18 protein-coding genes are annotated in these 16,255 nt (G+C 73.7%); 8 read left to right on the top strand and 10 right to left on the bottom strand.

Features of this window, described 5'->3' with window-relative positions; translation table 11 throughout:
• Window positions 1-215 precede the first annotated feature (215 nt).
• The 3 genes from ACIQFX_RS07795 to ACIQFX_RS07805 all read right to left on the bottom strand — a co-directional run bounded on the left by ACIQFX_RS07795 (window position 216) and on the right by ACIQFX_RS07805 (window position 1,997).
• Window positions 216-1,166 (bottom strand): DUF2254 family protein, encoded by a 951-nt coding sequence (locus ACIQFX_RS07795; RefSeq protein WP_402460677.1) that lies wholly within the window; start codon window positions 1,164-1,166, stop codon window positions 216-218.
• Window positions 1,167-1,307 (bottom strand): hypothetical protein, encoded by a 141-nt coding sequence (locus ACIQFX_RS07800; RefSeq protein ID WP_402459872.1) that lies wholly within the window; start codon window positions 1,305-1,307, stop codon window positions 1,167-1,169.
• A 75-nt stretch (window positions 1,308-1,382) separates the two neighbouring features.
• Window positions 1,383-1,997 carry a hypothetical protein gene (locus ACIQFX_RS07805; protein WP_402459873.1) on the bottom strand — a complete coding sequence of 205 codons (615 nt, stop codon included), beginning with the start codon at window positions 1,995-1,997 and terminating at the stop codon, window positions 1,383-1,385.
• A 285-nt stretch (window positions 1,998-2,282) separates the two neighbouring features.
• Between ACIQFX_RS07805 and ACIQFX_RS07810 the strand changes: the two genes are divergently transcribed.
• The 7 genes from ACIQFX_RS07810 (at window position 2,283) to ruvB (ending at window position 8,805) form a co-directional block, all read left to right on the top strand.
• Complete coding sequence (locus tag ACIQFX_RS07810) at window positions 2,283-3,200, top strand: RecB family exonuclease (RefSeq protein ID WP_402459875.1); 918 nt, start codon at window positions 2,283-2,285, stop codon at window positions 3,198-3,200.
• A gap of 261 nt (window positions 3,201-3,461) precedes the next feature.
• The gene (locus tag ACIQFX_RS07815) at window positions 3,462-4,460 is read left to right on the top strand and encodes an ATP-binding protein (protein ID WP_402459876.1); all 999 of its coding nucleotides are present in this window, start codon (window positions 3,462-3,464) and stop codon (window positions 4,458-4,460) included.
• Window positions 4,457-4,972: a hypothetical protein gene (locus ACIQFX_RS07820; protein WP_402459878.1), complete on the top strand. Its 516-nt coding sequence runs from the start codon at window positions 4,457-4,459 to the stop codon at window positions 4,970-4,972. The genes ACIQFX_RS07815 and ACIQFX_RS07820 overlap by 4 nt, the downstream gene beginning before the upstream one ends.
• Window positions 4,969-5,811 carry a hypothetical protein gene (locus ACIQFX_RS07825; protein ID WP_402459880.1) on the top strand — a complete coding sequence of 281 codons (843 nt, stop codon included), beginning with the start codon at window positions 4,969-4,971 and terminating at the stop codon, window positions 5,809-5,811. The genes ACIQFX_RS07820 and ACIQFX_RS07825 overlap by 4 nt, the downstream gene beginning before the upstream one ends.
• Window positions 5,801-6,304 (top strand): single-stranded DNA-binding protein, encoded by a 504-nt coding sequence (locus ACIQFX_RS07830; RefSeq protein ID WP_402459882.1) that lies wholly within the window; start codon window positions 5,801-5,803, stop codon window positions 6,302-6,304. The genes ACIQFX_RS07825 and ACIQFX_RS07830 overlap by 11 nt, the downstream gene beginning before the upstream one ends.
• Window positions 6,305-6,364: 60 nt before the next feature.
• Window positions 6,365-7,534 carry a recombinase RecA gene (gene recA / locus ACIQFX_RS07835; protein WP_402459883.1) on the top strand — a complete coding sequence of 390 codons (1,170 nt, stop codon included), beginning with the start codon at window positions 6,365-6,367 and terminating at the stop codon, window positions 7,532-7,534.
• Window positions 7,535-7,596: 62 nt separating this feature from the next.
• Window positions 7,597-8,805: a Holliday junction branch migration DNA helicase RuvB gene (ruvB, locus tag ACIQFX_RS07840; RefSeq protein ID WP_402459886.1), complete on the top strand. Its 1,209-nt coding sequence runs from the start codon at window positions 7,597-7,599 to the stop codon at window positions 8,803-8,805.
• Between the two features lie 118 nt (window positions 8,806-8,923).
• Here the strand turns inward: ruvB and ACIQFX_RS07845 are convergent, their stop codons facing one another.
• The 6 genes from ACIQFX_RS07845 to ACIQFX_RS07870 form a co-directional block, all read right to left on the bottom strand.
• Complete coding sequence (locus ACIQFX_RS07845; protein WP_402459888.1) at window positions 8,924-10,336, bottom strand: ATP-binding protein; 1,413 nt, start codon at window positions 10,334-10,336, stop codon at window positions 8,924-8,926.
• A gap of 206 nt (window positions 10,337-10,542) precedes the next feature.
• Window positions 10,543-11,121, bottom strand: a complete 579-nt coding sequence (locus ACIQFX_RS07850) for a hypothetical protein (RefSeq protein WP_402459890.1) — start codon at window positions 11,119-11,121, stop codon at window positions 10,543-10,545.
• Between the two features lie 202 nt (window positions 11,122-11,323).
• Window positions 11,324-12,106, bottom strand: a complete 783-nt coding sequence (locus ACIQFX_RS07855; protein ID WP_402459893.1) for a cytochrome c biogenesis CcdA family protein — start codon at window positions 12,104-12,106, stop codon at window positions 11,324-11,326.
• The gene (locus ACIQFX_RS07860) at window positions 12,103-12,702 is read right to left on the bottom strand and encodes a TlpA family protein disulfide reductase (protein WP_402459894.1); all 600 of its coding nucleotides are present in this window, start codon (window positions 12,700-12,702) and stop codon (window positions 12,103-12,105) included. Before ACIQFX_RS07860 ends, ACIQFX_RS07855 begins: the two co-directional genes overlap by 4 nt.
• Complete coding sequence (locus ACIQFX_RS07865; RefSeq protein ID WP_402459896.1) at window positions 12,702-13,496, bottom strand: thioredoxin family protein; 795 nt, start codon at window positions 13,494-13,496, stop codon at window positions 12,702-12,704. Before ACIQFX_RS07865 ends, ACIQFX_RS07860 begins: the two co-directional genes overlap by 1 nt.
• Window positions 13,497-13,755: 259 nt before the next feature.
• On the bottom strand, window positions 13,756-14,310 hold the full coding sequence (locus tag ACIQFX_RS07870) for a hypothetical protein (protein ID WP_402459898.1): 555 nt from the start codon (window positions 14,308-14,310) through the stop codon (window positions 13,756-13,758).
• A 721-nt stretch (window positions 14,311-15,031) separates the two neighbouring features.
• Between ACIQFX_RS07870 and ACIQFX_RS07875 the strand changes: the two genes are divergently transcribed.
• Complete coding sequence (locus ACIQFX_RS07875) at window positions 15,032-15,418, top strand: CAP domain-containing protein (RefSeq protein ID WP_402459899.1); 387 nt, start codon at window positions 15,032-15,034, stop codon at window positions 15,416-15,418.
• A gap of 8 nt (window positions 15,419-15,426) precedes the next feature.
• Here the strand turns inward: ACIQFX_RS07875 and ACIQFX_RS07880 are convergent, their stop codons facing one another.
• Window positions 15,427-16,134 (bottom strand): response regulator transcription factor, encoded by a 708-nt coding sequence (locus ACIQFX_RS07880; RefSeq protein WP_402459901.1) that lies wholly within the window; start codon window positions 16,132-16,134, stop codon window positions 15,427-15,429.
• Window positions 16,135-16,255: the final 121 nt, after the last annotated feature.

Below are 16,255 nucleotides of genomic sequence, written 5' to 3' on the forward strand. Positions count from 1 at the left end.
TGGAGATCGGAGCCGGAACAGCTGCCTCGACTTCCCCCTCGGCTGCGGCTGCCGCACGCGCGACCTCTCTCCATGGTTCACCCGCGTGTGGTGAAGCGCATGTCGAAGCGTCGGTCGTCACCGGTCAGGGTGTTCGTGCGCCGACGGGGTGAGGACGGCGCCGTCGGAGCCGACCGGAGCCGGGTCGCCGGACACCGCACGGAGGGTACCCGTCGTCAGGAGGGGGACTGCCCACCGACGCCCTGGAGGTCGGCCTGTTGGGCGATGGCCCGACGGCCCGGATCGGTGAAGGCCCGCTCGACCGAGTTCCGCAGAAGGGCCAACTGCTTCTGGATCGGAGGGTGCTGCTGCGGCGGCAGGGTGTCGAGCAGGCCATCGAGCATGGCCCGGAGCCTCCGGCAGACCTGCAGGGAGGAGCTTCCGTACTCCATGATCTCGCAGACGGCGAGCTGAAGGTAGGCGTCCCGGTCCCGCCCCGGCAGCACGAGCCGGGCGTTCCCGTGGGCATCGGCCAGCACGTAACGACCGGGGAGAGGCGTCCGGCCCACCACGTGCAGGAACGCCTCGATGTAATTGATCACCTGTACCGCGGTCGTCGGGTCGTTCACCGCCGGGGACAACGCCCGGATGGCGATGTCGACGAGGACCCGCAGGGCGAAGGCCGGGACCGCACCGGCCCGGACGGTGCGGACGTGTGTCACCGGGCCGTTGGAGGGCACGGCCTCGGCCCCGTGGGCAGCGGCGCCCCGGACCTCGGCCGCCCCGGCGTCGAGGACGGCCTCTCCCATCCGTTCGACCAGCTCCGCGATGGCCACCGGCCGGAGGTTGTGGGTGAACCGGTTGAGGTAGACGGGCAGAAGCACCAGGCTGACGGCCACCGCCGTGCCGGCCAGGGAGACCCCCGTGTCCGGAACCGAGTCGGACTCGATCTCCCGCAGCAGGGAGAAGGCGAACGAGAACGTCCCCGTGAAGGTCGCCAGAACCGCCTTCTGCAACCGGTCCCGGTACCAGAGGCGCATGTACCGGGGAGAGAGGGTGCCCGTGGCCTGCTGCACCACCAGCACGCCGATGGTGACGACGAACCCGAGCAGCGCCGCCATCGCGCCCACGATGGCGGTGAGCACACCGCTCGCGGTCGCGGCGGAGTGGTGCCAGTCGCCGGGCAGTCAGTCCGTGTCGTCGAAGGCCAGGGAGAGCTCGGCGAGAAGGATGCCGAGGACGATACCGAGCATCGGCACGATCCACAGGCTCGCCTTGACGTACTGCCGCAACCGGAACCTGTCCGCCCAGGACGTCATGACACCCACGCAACGCCCCTCGTCTCGGTCAGCGTCCCCTCCCGGATAACGACCGGCCGGAGCCCTCGTGACCGTGACCGCGGGTCAGGCGAGGACGTTGACGGCGCGGGCGACCACCAGGCCGAGAATCAACAGGGAGAGGAGGGACTGGACACCCATGATGATCTTGGCCCACGGCGCCAGGGGCATCACGTCGGTGGGGCTGAACGCGGTGGCGTTGGTGAGGGCGAGGTAGAGGTAGTCGACGAACTGGGGCCGCCAGTCCGCACGCGCCAGTTCGGGGTTGAGCTGCTGCGGGAAGGCGAGCGCGGGCGTTGCGGGCATGTGGTGGGCCCGCGCCGCCGCCCCGCCGCAGTCGAGCTCGAAGTAGAGCAGGGAGAAGGTCAGGACCGTGCAGGCCCACACCGTGCCGCCGCTCTGCAGCAGGCTGGTGGCGGAGGCGGTCTCCTTGCCGCCGTGGAGGATGTCGTCGACCAGCTGGACGGTGGACCAGACGGCGCTGAGCGCGAGAACGCCCACCAGGGCGATCGACATGCCGCGCAGTACCGTCGAGCGACGGTCGATCCGGCCCGGGTCGCCGGCGATGAGCGCGAGCAGAAGCAGTCCCTCGACGGCCGGGAGCAACCAGCGAGGCGCCAGACGGAGGTCGTCGGGAAGCAGGACGGTCAGCAGCATGGCCGCGACGACAGCCGCGGCCATGGGCCAGCGGCGCTCACCGACAGGCCCGTGCGGACTCGAACTCACGGTTGGCTCGGGGATGCGTCCGGTCACGGTGGCGGGCCCTTACGGTCGGGTGCGGAGTGGTTGTCGCCGTCCTGCCCTCGGAAGATATAGCGGTCCGGCGGACCGGCAGCGGATCTCGAGAGCGGGCACGCCCCCCGCGCGCATCGACTGCCGCCCGGAAGGAGAACGAGCCGCGGCCACCGCCCCGCCCGCGGGGCGGTGCCGGAGCGCTGCGCCGGCCTCCGGCGTAAGGTCGGGAGTGTGCAGCCGATCGACACCTCCGGCGCACCGGCCTCGCCCGCAGCACCCCGGCCCGCCGCGCCGCCGTCGTCGCTGTCGCCGTCGCGGGCGGGCGACTTCATGCAGTGCCCGCTGCTCTACCGGTTCCGGGTGATCGACCGGCTGCCGGAGAAGCCGAACGAGGCCGTGGCTCGGGGCATCCTGGTGCACGCGGTGCTGGAGCGGCTCTTCGACGTCCCGGCGGCGGAGCGCACGGCCGTCCGGGCCCGGGCCATGGTGGCGGGCGAGTGGGAGCGGCTGCTGGCGGCGCGGCCGGGGTTCGCGGAGTTGTTCGCGGGGGACGGCGGGGCGCCCGCATCGGAGCGGGTCGCGGAGTGGCTGGCCACGGCGGAGCAGCTGGTCGGGCGGTGGTTCACCCTGGAGGACCCGGCCCGGCTGGAGCCCGCGGAGCGGGAGTGGTTCGTCAAGACCACGCTGGACTCCGGGCTGAGGCTGCGCGGGATCATCGACCGGGTGGACGTGGCGCCGACCGGCGAGGTGCGGATCGTCGACTACAAGACCGGCCGGGCGCCCCCGCCCGAGTACGCGGCGGACGCGCTGTTCCAGCTGAAGTTCTACGCCCTGGTGCTGTGGCGGCTGCGCGGCACCGTGCCGCGCAGCCTGCGGCTGGTCTACCTGGGCAGCGGGGACGTGCTCACTTACGACCCGACGGAGGCTGATCTGCGGGCCGTGGAGCGCAAGGTGCTGGCGCTGTGGGACGCGATCGGGCGGGCGACGCGGACGGGCGACTGGCTCCCGAGCCCGAGCCGGCTGTGCGACTGGTGTCCCCATCGGGCGCTGTGCCCGGCTTGGGGCGGCACCCCGCCGCCTTATCCCCTGGCCGTCGCCGGGGACCCGGCCGCGGGGAAGGGCGAGCGCCCGGCCGCCGGCGCCGACTGAGACCGGAGACGTCCGGCAGCCGCGCGCATGCGGGAGGGCATTATACGCCTCCAGTCCGACATTTCCTTCTTTTCTGCATTTTTATTGCGAAAACGGGTGGATTGTCACCTGCCGGACGCCTAGTGTGGGTGCAGACAGTAATTCGAATACACATTCGATCCGAGCGACGGTCACGCGGGGGTACGTCCTGCCGGACGAGGACCGCGTCCCCTGCCGGCCGGGCCCACCCGGAACCGCTGTCCCAGACGCCAGGAGAACGGCGTGAACCTCACCCTCACCTTCACCACCGCCACCAAGGAACAGGCCAAGGCCCGCATCGCGCTCGCCGGCCCCACCGGGTCGGGCAAGACCTACACCGCCCTGGTCACCGCCGCCGGGCTCGGCGAGCGGGTCGCCCTGATCGACACCGAGCACGGCAGCGCCGCCAAGTACGCCGACGAGTTCGCCTTCGACACCCTCCCGCTCACGACGTTCCAGCCCACCACCCTCGTCGACGCGCTCGCGGTGGCCGCCCACGAGGGGTACGACGTCATGATCGTCGATTCCCTGAGTCACTTCTGGTCCGGCACCGGCGGGATGCTGGAGCAGGTCGACAACGCGGCCAAGCGCCTCGGGGCGGGCGGAAGCTTCGCCGGCTGGAAGGAGGCCCGCCCCCAGGAGCGGGCGATGATCGACGCCCTGCTCGCCTACCCCGGCCACCTCGTCGTCACCATGCGCACCAAGACCGAGTACGTCGTGGAGGCCGACGAGCGAGGCCGCAAGGTGCCGCGCAAGATCGGGCTCAAGCCCGAGCAGCGGGAAGGCATCGAGTACGAATTCGACATCGTCGGCGACCTCGACCACGAGAACACCCTGGTGGTCTCCAAGTCCCGGGCGAAGCCGCTGTCCGGGACGGTGCTCCACAGGCCGGGCCCGGAGTTCGCCGAGGCCGTCCTCGACTGGCTGGAGGCCGGCAAGCCCGCCCCCTCCGTCTCCGACTACGTCACGGCGGCCACCGCGCCGGGCGCCAGCCACGAGGAACTCCGCACCCTGTACGAGGAGGCCCGCCGGCACAACCTGCTCGGCGCCGCAGTCCTGGACGACACCGGTGAGACCCGCACGCTCGGCCAGCTGATAGTGCGTCACGGCACCGTGGCGGCCAGGAACAGGGTTGCCGAGGACGTCGAGTCCGGGGCCGGGACCAGGCGGGAGAACGGGACCAGGCGGGAGAACGGGACCAGGCGGGAGAACGGGACCGAGCGGAAGGACAAGTCCGCATGAGCCTCAAGGAGCACGCCACCCGGGTCGCCGTGCTCCGGGTGCTGCGCGACGCCGTCGACGCCGAGTACCGGACCGAGCGCCACGAGGTCCTCGAGGGGCTGCGCGCGGCCCGCGCCGAGCTGAACCTGAAGTCGGTCCGGGTGGCCCTGCCGGACGACACACCGGTCGCCACCCTCACCCTCGTCGACCCCCAACCGGCGGTCGTGGTCGCCGACGAAGAGGCCTTCACCGCCTGGGTGGCCGACAACCACCCCGGCGAGGTGGAGCTGCTGGTCCGGGTGCGCCCCGGCTGGCAGCGGCAGTTCCTCGCCCGGCTGACCTGCCTCGATCCGGTCGCCGACCCGTACACCGGCGAGGCGATCCCGGGGCTGGGGGTGCTGTCGGCCTCCGAACCGCGCTCGTTCAGCCTGCGCCCCCTGCCCGGCGGGCGGGAACGGATCGCCCGCGCCTTGCACACCGGCACGTTCGACCTGCGCCGTCTGCTCCCCCTCAAGGGGGGCGAGGAGCCATGACCGCTGTCGTCGCCCACCCCGACCGGGACACGCTCGGCACGGTGTGGTTCCTGGTCTCCCAAACCGGTCACCTCGATTGCGGCCGCTGGACGTTCGAGGACGACAAGCGGCTGCGGTGCGCCTGCGGGGCCGTCCTGTACGTGTACCAGCAGCCGACGGATGCGGCGGGAAGCGCACCGGCGGCAGCCGGGACGTTCCCCCGCGGAAGGGAAGAGCGCATGCTGCCGGCCGAGACGGCCCAGCTCGTCGCCCTGGTCGCGGCGATGTGTCCGTCGATGCACCTGGAAGACACCACGACGGACGCCTGGCACCTGCTGCTCGCCGACCTGGACGTCGCCGACGTACGGGCGGCCGTGACCCGCCTGGGCAGGCAGCGGTCCCGTATCGCCGCCGCCGACATCCGCGCCGAGGTGCGCGCGATCCGGGAGGAGCGGCTCGCCCGCAACCCGCTGCCACTCCCGGACAGCGACCCCGACGACCCGCGCCGCTATCGTGCGGAACTCCTCGAACTGGTGACCGCGATCGCCTCGGGACGGCGAGTTCAGCGCGTACCCGCCGCTCCGGGCAGTCCGCCCTCCCACCTCACCGGCTCGAAGCGCGACCCGCGCGTCCGCTCCCTCCGCGTGCCCTGCCCCTGGTGCGGGGCCGCCGCAGGCAGGCCCTGCACCGTCCCCCGGCTCGGAACCCCGCTGAGGAGGGCCCCTGCCCACCAGGCACGGCTCCTTGCAGCCGGGCTCGCCGAGCCCGGGCCGAGGCAGGAGGGGGAAGCGAGGCGAACCCGAACAGGCACGGGTGAGGAATCACCCGTCGCACGAGAGGAAAGCCGCCATGGCCGGTGAAACCGTCATCACCGTCGTCGGCAACCTGACCGACGACCCCGAGCTGCGCCTCACCCCGTCCGGCGACACGGTCGCGCACTTCACCGTCGCGTCCACGCCCCGCACCTTCGACCGGCAGAGCAACGAATGGCGGGACGCCGAGACGCTGTTCCTGCGCTGCTCGGTCTGGCGGCAGGAGGCGGAGCACGCCGCCGAGTCCCTGACCCGCGGCACCCGCGTCATCGTCCAAGGGCGGCTGCGCCAGCGGACGTACGAGACCCGGGAGGGCGAGAGGCGGACCGTCGTCGAGCTGGAGGCCGACGAGATCGGCCCGTCGCTGCGGTTCGCCGCCGTGACGATCACCAAACCCCCGCACACCGGCGTCCCCGCCGGTTCCCGCGGCGGCCCCCGTCCTCCCGCCGAGGAACTGTTCACCCGGCCCGACGGCGGCGAGCGGCCGGTCCCCGCCGAGGGCGGACGACATGCCCCCCGCGAGGAGACGGAGCCCTTCTGACGGGCCGGCGCACCCGTGCGCCGGCCGCACCACCCACCACACCCCTTCGAGGTGGACCCCATGAAGGAACAGGACCGCGAGGAAGCACTCGAGCTCGCCCTCGCCCAGATCGAAAAACGGTTCGGCGCGGGCTCGGTGATGCGCCTGGGCGATGAGCCGGAGGCCCCCGTCGAGGTCATCCCCACCGGCTCGATCGCCCTGGATCTCGCCCTCGGCGTCGGCGGCCTGCCGGGCGGCCGCGTGGTGGAGATCTACGGCCCGGAGTCCTCCGGCAAGACGACCCTGGCCCTGCACGCCATGGCCAACGCGCAGAAGGCAGGCGGGACCGCGGCGTTCATCGACGCCGAGTACGGCCTCGACCTCGAATACGCCAAGCGGCTCGGCGTCGACACCGACGCCCTGCTGGTCTGCCAGCCGGACAACGGCGAGCAGGCCCTGCAGATCGCCGACACCCTCATCCACTCCGGCGCCCTGGGCCTCATCGTCGTCGACTCCGTCGCCGCGCTGGTGCCGCGCGCGGAGATCGAGGGCGAGATGGGCGACCCGCACGTCGGCCTGCAGGCCCGGCTGATGAGCCAGGCGCTCCGGAAGATCGCCGGCGCGCTGAGCCACTCCGGAACAACGTTGATCTTCATCAACCAGCTGCGCGAGAAGATCGGTGTGGTCTTCGGCTCGCCGGAGACCACACCCGGCGGCCGGGCGCTGAAGTTCTACGCCTCGGTCCGCCTGGACATCCGCCGGATCGAGACCCTCAAGGAGGGCACCGAGCCGGTGGGCAACCGCACCCGCGTCAAGGTGGCCAAGAACAAGGTCGCCCCGCCGTTCAGGCAGGCCGAGTTCGACATCCTCTACGGCCGGGGCATCAGCCGCGAGGGCGAGCTGATCGACCTGGGCGTGGAGCAAGGCCTCGTCCGCAAGTCCGGCGCCTGGTACACGTACGAGGGCGACCGGCTCGGCCAGGGCAAGGAGAACGCCCGCACCTTCCTCAGGGAGCACCCCGACCTCACCGACGAGATCGAGAAGAAGACCAGGGAGGAACTGGGCATCGGGACGAAGCCGGAGGCCCCGGCGGCGGAGCCCTGGGCGGATACGGCTAACCGAGTGGCCGCAGCCGGCACCGTGCCGTTCGACTCGGCCGCGGCCGGTCGGCGCTCCACCGGGCCTACCTCATCGGCCCCGAGCGGTCCGGTCCCCCGAGTCCTCCTCGACGGCACCCCGGCCGGGCCGTGAAGACCGGCCCGCCGCCCCCTCACCCCGGCGCGAGGCGAACGCCGGTGAACCGGGGCGGCACCATGCTCCCCAGCGCCGCCACACCCCGGGACGAGACGCCGACCCCGGGCAGGACCGCCACCGGCCGGCCCACTGCGGCCGAGCCGGTCCACCAGCCGGTCGCAGCCCCCGCCGACGGCGAGGACCGGGCCACCGAGGCGGCGTTGCGCCCCAAGGACCTGGACGGGTTCATCGGCCAAGTACGGGTCCGCGAGCAGCTCGACCTCGTCCTCAGGGCCGCGCGGCAGCGGAGCGCCACCGCCGACCACGTGCTGCTCTCCGGTGCCCCGGGGCTCGGCAAGACCACCCTGGCGATGATCATCGCCGCGGAGATGGGGGCCCCGCTGCGCATCACCTCCGGCCCCGCCATCCAGCACCCCGGGGACCTGGCGGCGGTCCTGGCCTCGCTCACCGGGGGCGAGGTCCTCTTCCTCGACGAGATCCACCGCATGTCCCGGCCCGCCGAGGAGATGCTCTACCTGGCGATGGAGGACTTCCGCGTCGACATCGTCGTCGGCACCGGCCTCGACGCGACCGCCATGTCCCTCGAGCTGCCGCCGTTCACCCTCGTCGGCGCCACCGTCCGGGCCGGCCTGCTGCTCCCGCCGCTGCGCGACCGCTTCGGCTTCACCGCCCACATGGAGTTCTACGACCCGGCCGAACTGGAGCGCGTCATCCAGCGCTCCGCCCGGCTGCTGGAGGTGGAGGTCGAGCCCGCGGGCGCCACCGAGATCGCCGGCCGCTCCCGCGGCACGCCCCGCATCGCCAATCGGCTGCTGCGCCGGGTGCGGGACTACGCCGAGGTCACCGCGGACGGAGCGGTCACCCGCCGGATCGCGTCCGCGGCCCTGGGGGTCTACGAGGTCGACAGCCGTGGCCTGGACCGCTTGGACCGGGCCGTGCTGCACGCCCTGCTGAAACTGTTCGGCGGCGGACCGGTCGGTCTGTCCACCCTCGCGGTCGCCGTGGGGGAGGAGCGGGAGACGGTGGAGGAGGTCGCCGAGCCGTTCCTGGTTCGGGAGGGGCTGCTGGCCCGGACGCCCCGGGGGCGGGTCGCGACGCCCGCCGCCTGGGCCCACCTCGGGCTCGTACCGCCGCCCGGGCCGTCCTGGACCGCGTCTCCGGGACACCGGAACGGCGATTCCGGACAGGACGACCCAACCGGAGGCCGCACCGGACGGACCACCTCCCCGGCCGCCCCCGAGCACCGGCACCGGCCCCCGCCACGGTGAGACCCATGGCTGCCCGTAGGACAACCCGGAGGCCCGGCCGTCCTGCCGCTGCGCCGAGTGCGGCCGGCAGGCGCCCGGACGGTAGCCGCCGACCTCGGACGCCGGACTTCCCGGGCTGTCAGTCGCCCGCGGCACCCGGCGCCGTCCGGGCCGCGGCCGCCCTCCGACCCCTGCGGCGCGAGCGCGGACGACCCGGCGCCGTGCCCGTCGACAGCTGGAACGTGACCGCCACGCGGGCACCGCCCAGGGGGCCGCGCGTGATGCGGACGGCGCCCCGGGCGGCGAGGGCCGCGCGACGGGCGATGTCGAGCCCGAGGCCGGTGGAGCCCGTACTCCCGCCGCGGGCGAGGGCCCCGTCCGGGTCGGCGATGCCGGGGCCGGCGTCGTGAACGGTCAGTTCCACGGTGTGGGCGGTGCGGCACACGGAGACTTCCAGGGCGGTGCCCCGGGAGGTGTACCGGAAGACGTTGCCCACGAGCGCGTCCACGACGGCCGTGATGTCCGCTTCGGGGAGGCAGACGGGGGTCGTCTCGTCCGTGATCTGCAGTGTGCAGGGACGGTCCTGCTGATCCGCGAGCACGGCCCAGAAGGCCGCGCGCCGACGGACGACGTCGGCGACCTCGCAGTGGTCCCCGCCCTCCCGCGGCCCGTCGGGCGGCTCCTCGCCCCGCAGGGCCCGGCCCATCGGGCCGACGGCGAGCGGCGTGCGAGCCTCGGCGATGATCGCGTTGAGTTCCCGCTCCAGTTCGGCGACGGCCGTCTGGATGCGTCCGGTGTCGGCGCTCGGCGCGATCCGCTCGACCGCCAGGTACAGGGCGGTCAGGGGGGTGCGGAGCCGGTGGGACAGGTCCGCGACCAGTTCCCGTTCGACGGCGAGCAGGTCCGTCATGCGGTCGGCCATGGTGTTGAAGGCCGTGCCCGCCTCCTTCAGTTCCGGTGGCCCCTTCGGCTGGACACGGGTGTCGAGGTTGCCCGTGCCGAGCCGGCGTGACGCCTCGGCCAGCCGCTTCGCCGCCGTGACGACGGCGGAGCCGAGGCGGTCGGCGACCAGGACGGAGCCGCCGAGCAGGACGACCGCCAGACCGGCCATGACGCTCCACGACAGGACGACGCCGCGGGTCAGGTCGTCGTCGGGGACGAAGTTCTCCACCACCGCGACCCGGTCCTGGGGCAGGATCACCGGCTGCAGGTAGATCCAGCCGCCGGGCACGTCCCGGGAGATGGACTCGCGTTCCTCCTCGGCCCGGCCCAGCAGATCCGGCGGAGCGTGCCCCGTGCCGCCGACCGTGCTGTGGTCCGGCAGATGGATGACCATGTGCTCGGCCGCGCGCAGCCCCGCCCCCGCCTCGCGCAGTTCGGCCGCGTCCGTGGTGAGGGCCAGGATCGGCGCCATCGCCGCCGCGCTCTGCTCGGCCGCCGTGATGCTCTGCTCGCGGGCGAGCGACATCACGAGCAGCCCCAGCGGGATCAGGAACGACAGCGCCACCATGGAGGTGACGGCCAGGGCCACTCCCGCCAGGGAGCGCCTCACCGCGGGGCCCCTGGCTCGGCGCGGCGTCTTCGGGGCCCTCGGTTCACGGGTGCAGCGCTCCAACGGGTAGCCGTGCGCCCAGCGCCACGGTCGGGGGATACGGCTCCGGGGTCCGAGCCGACGGGCCGCCGGAGGGGCTCCCGGTACGACGTCCTCCGGGAGCGGCGCATGCCGTCACCGGCCCCGTCATCCGGGACGACGGGCCGTCAGGAGGCGGCGAACGACAGGCCGTGCTCGCCGGTGCTCAGGGACACCGCCCGGTCGGCCACCGGGATCGTACACCCCTCGGTCGAACTGCAGCTCGCATAGCCGATCAGCACTTTCGCCTCGCCTGGAGCGGTCGCCCGGATCGGCAGCGTGACCGTGACGGGGCCGTCGGGATAGACGGGCACGGCGGCGCGCACACCCGGCACCGTGATGCTCTTGACCGGCTTGTCCACCGTCATCTCACCGGCGGCGGCGACCGAACCGACGGGACGGACCCCGGTCGGCCGCCCCACCCCTTCCATGCCTTCGGCGGGGAGCGCGGTGCTGTAGAGGTGGAAGCCGGCCTCGTCGGGCGTGAACGTGGCGACCAGGGTCCCCGCGTCGGACTTCCAGTCGGCCACGCTCAGCCGGACGGTGACGCCGTTCTCGTTGAACTCCGTCACGGCGGCGGCGTGCGACGGCGCGGACTCCTGGCCGCAGCCGGTCAGCGGGACGGCGGCCAGCAGTGCGGCCGCGGCCCAGGCGCGGCGCGTGCGTGCGGCGCGGGGGAGGCGGGGGGCCGGGTGGGGAGAGGTCATGGGGTGTCTCATGTCGTCTTTCCGGATCTTTCTCGTGTTTCGGGGAGGTGGGCCGCACGCCGGGGGCGCGACCGGCCCTCTTGGGTACGGGGGAGTGGAGCCGTCCGGTGCGCAGGGGGAGTCGGGCTCCGCCGGGCGCGTGGCGCCGGTTGGGGAGTCGAGCCCTTCCGGGCGCGTGGCGCCGGTACTCGGGTACCGGCGCTCACAGGGCCGCGGTCGTTCCCTGCAGCCGTACCTGCAACGCGTACACCAGGTCGGTCCACAGGCCGGTGACCAGCAGGACGCCGACGAGGACCAGGAGTGCGCCGCCGGCCCGCATGACGGTCCCGTGGTGGTTCCTGACCCAGCGGAAGGCGCGCAGGGCCCGCTGGAAGGCGAGTGCGGTGAGCAGGAAGGGCGCGCCCAGCCCCGCGCAGTAGCAGACCATGAGGAGGGCGCCGCGCCCGGCGCTGGCCTCGTTCCAGGCCAGGGCCTGCACGGCGGCCAGGGTCGGCCCGATGCAGGGGGTCCAGCCCACGCCGAAGACGACGCCCAGCAGGGGCGCGCCGGCCAGGCCGAAGGAGGGCCGGCGGCTGCTGCGCAGCTCGCGCTGGGTGAAGCCGGGCAGCCAGCCCCCGAACGCGAGGCCCATGACGATGGTGAACAGGCCCAGGACCAGGGTGATGCCGTCCTGGTAGGCGAGCAGGTTGCGCCCGACGAAGCCGAACAGGGCGCCCCCGGACACCAGGACGCCGCTGAAACCCAGGACGAACAGCGCCGCTCCGGCGACCATCCGCCCGCGCCGCCCGCCGTCCGCCTCGGCGAGGTCGGACACCGACAGGCTGGTGACGTAGCTCAGGTAGCCCGGCACGAGCGGCAGGACGCACGGGGAGAGGAAGGACACCAGGCCCGCGGCCACGGCCACCGGCACGGCGAGGAGCAGGGTGCCCGACACCGCGCCGGCGGCCGGCCCGGCGGCGAGCGCCGCCCACGTGGGGCCGGTCACGCGTCCTCCCCGGCGACCCGGTCCACGAGGGGCTCCAGCCGCGCGCGGGTGACCGGACCGGAGACGGCGACGGCGATCCGGCCCCGCCGGTCGATGACCAGTGTGGACGGGATGGCCTGCGGGTTGAGCAGCGCGGGCGGGAAGGCCAGCAGCAGCTTTCCGTCGGGATCGTGGATGCTCGGGTACCGCAGACCGTAGGTCCTCTCGAACTCCCGGGCCGGCCCGGTGGAACGGTCGCGGACGTTGACGCCCAGGACCTCCACGCCGCGCGGCGCCGCCGCACCGCGCAGCGCCTCCAGGTCGGCGGCCTCGGCGCGGCAGGGGGCGCACCAGGAGCCCCACACGTTCAGGACGACGACCTTGCCGCGGTACGAGCGCAGCGCCAGGTCCTTGCCCGCGAGGTCCCGGCCCGAGGTGTCGGGCGCTGCGGTGCGTTCGGCGACCGGCAGGACCGTCGCGGTCCCGGCGGTGCCGGCTCCCGGCGCGCCGCCGTCCGACCCGGCCGCGGCACTTCCGCCGCACCCGGTGGCCGCGAGGGCGAGGAGAAGCAGGGCGACCGCCGCCGACGCGCCGCGTCTGTGGCCGCGGGCCGTCATCAGGCCCACTTCCGCAGGAACGCGCCGAGGCCCGTCTCGGTCAGCTCGGGGTTGCCGGTCGAGTGCGTCTCGGTCACGACCTTGCCGTTGCCGTCGAGGACGACCAGGACGGGCATCTTGTACGCGCCCCCGCCGGTGCAGTAGTCGCGCAGGAGGTCGAAGGCCGAGGAGTCCTGACTGCCGATGTCGACCTTGACCACGTGGTACGAGGCGTCCAGGAGCGCCCCCACGCCGCTCGTGGCGAGCACCCGGTCGGCGGCCTTGCAGTTGCCGCACCAGTTGGCGCCGAAGTCGATCAGCACCTTCTTGCCGTCGGCCTTGGCGGCGGCGACCGCGGCCTTGACGGCCCCACGGGCGTCCGCACCGGTCGGGTAGCCGCTGGTGAAGCCCGAGGAGCCGGCGACGGGAGCGCTCTTCTTCACGGCGGGCTCGGCCGGGGCGGGAGCGGCCGTCGTCCTGGCGGGGCGAGGGGCGGCCTCGGTCGTCGCCGCGGGGCGCTCGGCCACGGGCGAGGAGGCGGAAGGGCTCGGCCGGGTCGGCGGGACCGACGTCGCCGCGGCGGTGGGGGAGGCGGACGCCGTCGCCGCCTCCATGGGCGCCGGGGCGCCGGTTCCCTGGTCGGCGGGCGCGTCCGGGGCCGCCGCCACGGACACGTTCTGCGCCGCGTCGTCCTTCGAGCCGCCCACTCCGCAGGCCGTGGCGACGGCGGCGGAGGCGACCGTGAGGGAGACGGCCGAGAAGCGGACGAGGCCCTGGATGCCGGCGGTGCGTTGTTTGCGCCGGTGTGCGGCCATGACGGATCAACCCCTTGTGTCGGTGAACTCTCCGGGGCCTGGAGGCGGCCGATGCCGGAGCGGGTGCAGGAAGCGGCCCGGCGTCCTGTCCGCCGGGGCCGGAGCGATCGTCCTGACCGACCGTGAGCCTAGGTGCCGAGAACACGTCCCGGACCGTCCTGATGCCACCCATCAGGCACGCTTAAGGAACTGCTCAGGTTCGTGACCGCAAGCCCTTCACCAGGGGTTCTCCGGCCGTCCGCGGCGCCTGCCGGAGAACTCACAACCGGGTCTCGCGCACGCTGGCCCGCGCCGTCGGCACGACGGTCGCCGTGATCTGCGAACGGTGGTCGTCGCTGGTGAAGACGACCACCAGCGTGCCGGGATCGCTCTGGCTGGTGCTCGTACGGAACCCCGGATCGGGGACGGCCGAGACGAAGCACACGCTGTCGCGGCCGTACTGGACGGTGACCTTGCCCCCCTCGGAGGGAACCGTGTGCAGCCCGGGGCCGCCGCTGCACTTCGAGGCCGACGGCCGGGGCGTGGACGTGACGGGAGCCCGCGTGGCCGAGGGCGACGGCGAGGGCGTACGGGTGGTCGGCGGCGGGGACGAGGGGGACGCGGGCGTGGTGGGCGCCTTCGGCGCGGTCGCGACGGACGAGGCCGGCACCCCGACGAGGACGGACGGGGAGGGGTACACCGCCTGGACCGACCGCGCGGCGGGCGGGGTCGGTCGGGTCAGGCCGATGACGAAGTGCACCGTGAGCATCACCGCGGTGACGCTGGCCGCGGTGCACGACAGCCATATGAGGAGATAGCGCAGGAGGCGTGGCACCGCATCAGTGTGGCCGACGCCCACCGCACCACCCACCCCGCCCTCGCCCACGGAGAGGCGCACGCGTCCCGTACGGGCCGACGCGACCGGCGGCCCGACCTGGCGACCGCCCCGAGCCGCTCCCGAACCTGAGCTGTTGCTTAGGTCCTTCTGAGCGCATCCCTCAGACGGCGTTCTCGCGGCTTCGGCACGCCTACGCTCCCGTCTCGGCGCCGGCGGACCCTCTCCGCCGCACGGAACCCGCCCGAGCCGACGCGGACCCGGGCCGGCCCCGCCACCGCACCCGTACACCCCCTGGAGGAAACCGAGATGAGTCACCGAGCCGCCCACGGACGTCGTGGACACCGCGCCCCGCGTCGCCCGCGCGTCACGGCCGCCGTGGCGGGCCTCAGTACCCTGGCCGTCGCCGCCGTCTGCCTGGCGGGCGCCGAGCTCGCCGGCTCCGCGCAGGACAAGGCCGAATCCGTCGCCCAGGGCGGCGGCCCGTCCGACCCGACGCCGACCACCACGCCGCCGCCCGCCCCGACATCCCCGTCCGCCACCCCGCGCACGCCGACGACCGCCTCCACCCCGCCGACGACGCCCTCGGCCACCCCGCCGCCCTCGGTCACCGCCCAGGCGGCGAGACCCTCCGCGTCGTCGAGCGCGCACAAGCCCAGGCCCGCGCCCCCCGGCCACCAAGAAGCCGCCGGCCACCGCCCCCGACAGCGGGACGCGCCCCGTGGGCAGCAGCGAAGCCCAGGAGGTCGTACGCCTCGTGAACGTCGAGCGCGCAGCGGCGGGCTGCAAGGCCCTGACGGTCGACGCGGACCTCACCGAGGCGGCTCAGGACTACACCGACGACATGGCCGCCACCGGCAACTTCTCCCACACGGGAACCGACGGCTCCCAGCCGCAGGATCGCATCGAGGCGGCCGGATACACCTGGTCACGATCCGGCGAGAACATAGCCAAGGGACAGGCCGACGCGGCCGCCGTCATGGACGCCTGGATGCACAGCCCCGGCCACCGCGCCAACATCCTCAACTGCGACTTCACCGAGATCGGCGTCGGCGTCAGTACCGACGGAGGCCCTTGGTGGACCCAGGACTTCGGCACCCCCTCCTGAGCCCCTCCTCAGTGCGGCGCCACCAGCTTGATGCCCACCCCGCGCACGGTGCGCAGATAGCGCGGTGCCGAGGCCCGCTCACCGAGCTTGCGGCGCAGCGCGGACACGTGCACGTCGATGGTCTGGTCCTCGATGTAGGCCTCCTGCCAGACCTCCGCGAGCAGCCGGTGCCGGGACACCACCGTGCCGGCGTGCCGGGCGAGAAAGGCCAGCAGGTCGAACTCCCGGCGCGTGAGAACCAGTTCACGCCCCGCCAGATAGGCCGAACGCGCCGGCGGATCCACGGTCAGCTCACCGACCGTCACCAGGCTCGACGGATCGGCGGGCGGGGCCTGTCCGGCGACTGCGGCGGGCACCGCGGTGCGCCGCAGCACCGCCGAGAGCCGGGCAAGGAGCTGTGCACCGGAGAACGGCTTGACGAGGTAGTCGTCGGCGCCCGCGTTCAGGAGCTTGACGATCTCGCGCTCGTCGTCGCGGGCGGTCGCGACCACCACGGGCACGTTCGATATCCCGCGGATCATGCGCAGCGCGTCGCCGCCGTCGAGATCGGGCAGGCCGAGGTCCAGCACCACCGCGTCCAGCGAGCCCTGCGCGACCTCGCGCAGCGCGCCGAACCCGTCGCCCGTGCTGCGCACCGCATGGCCGTGCTCCGCGAGGATCTCCATCAACGAGGCACGGATGCTGGGGTCGTCTTCGACCACGAGTACGCAGGGCATGGCGGACACCCTACAACCGGCCGTCCGCCATCCGGACAGCCCTCACCAGGCCCGATTCCGGGCGCGGGGCCTCCCGGACCACGGGTGATCCCGTGGACCGCTGCCCCGCGCGCCCCCGTAC

It is taken from the genome of Streptomyces sp. NPDC093089, from assembly GCF_044754405.1.
Taxonomy (GTDB): Bacteria; Actinomycetota; Actinomycetes; order Streptomycetales; family Streptomycetaceae; genus Streptomyces.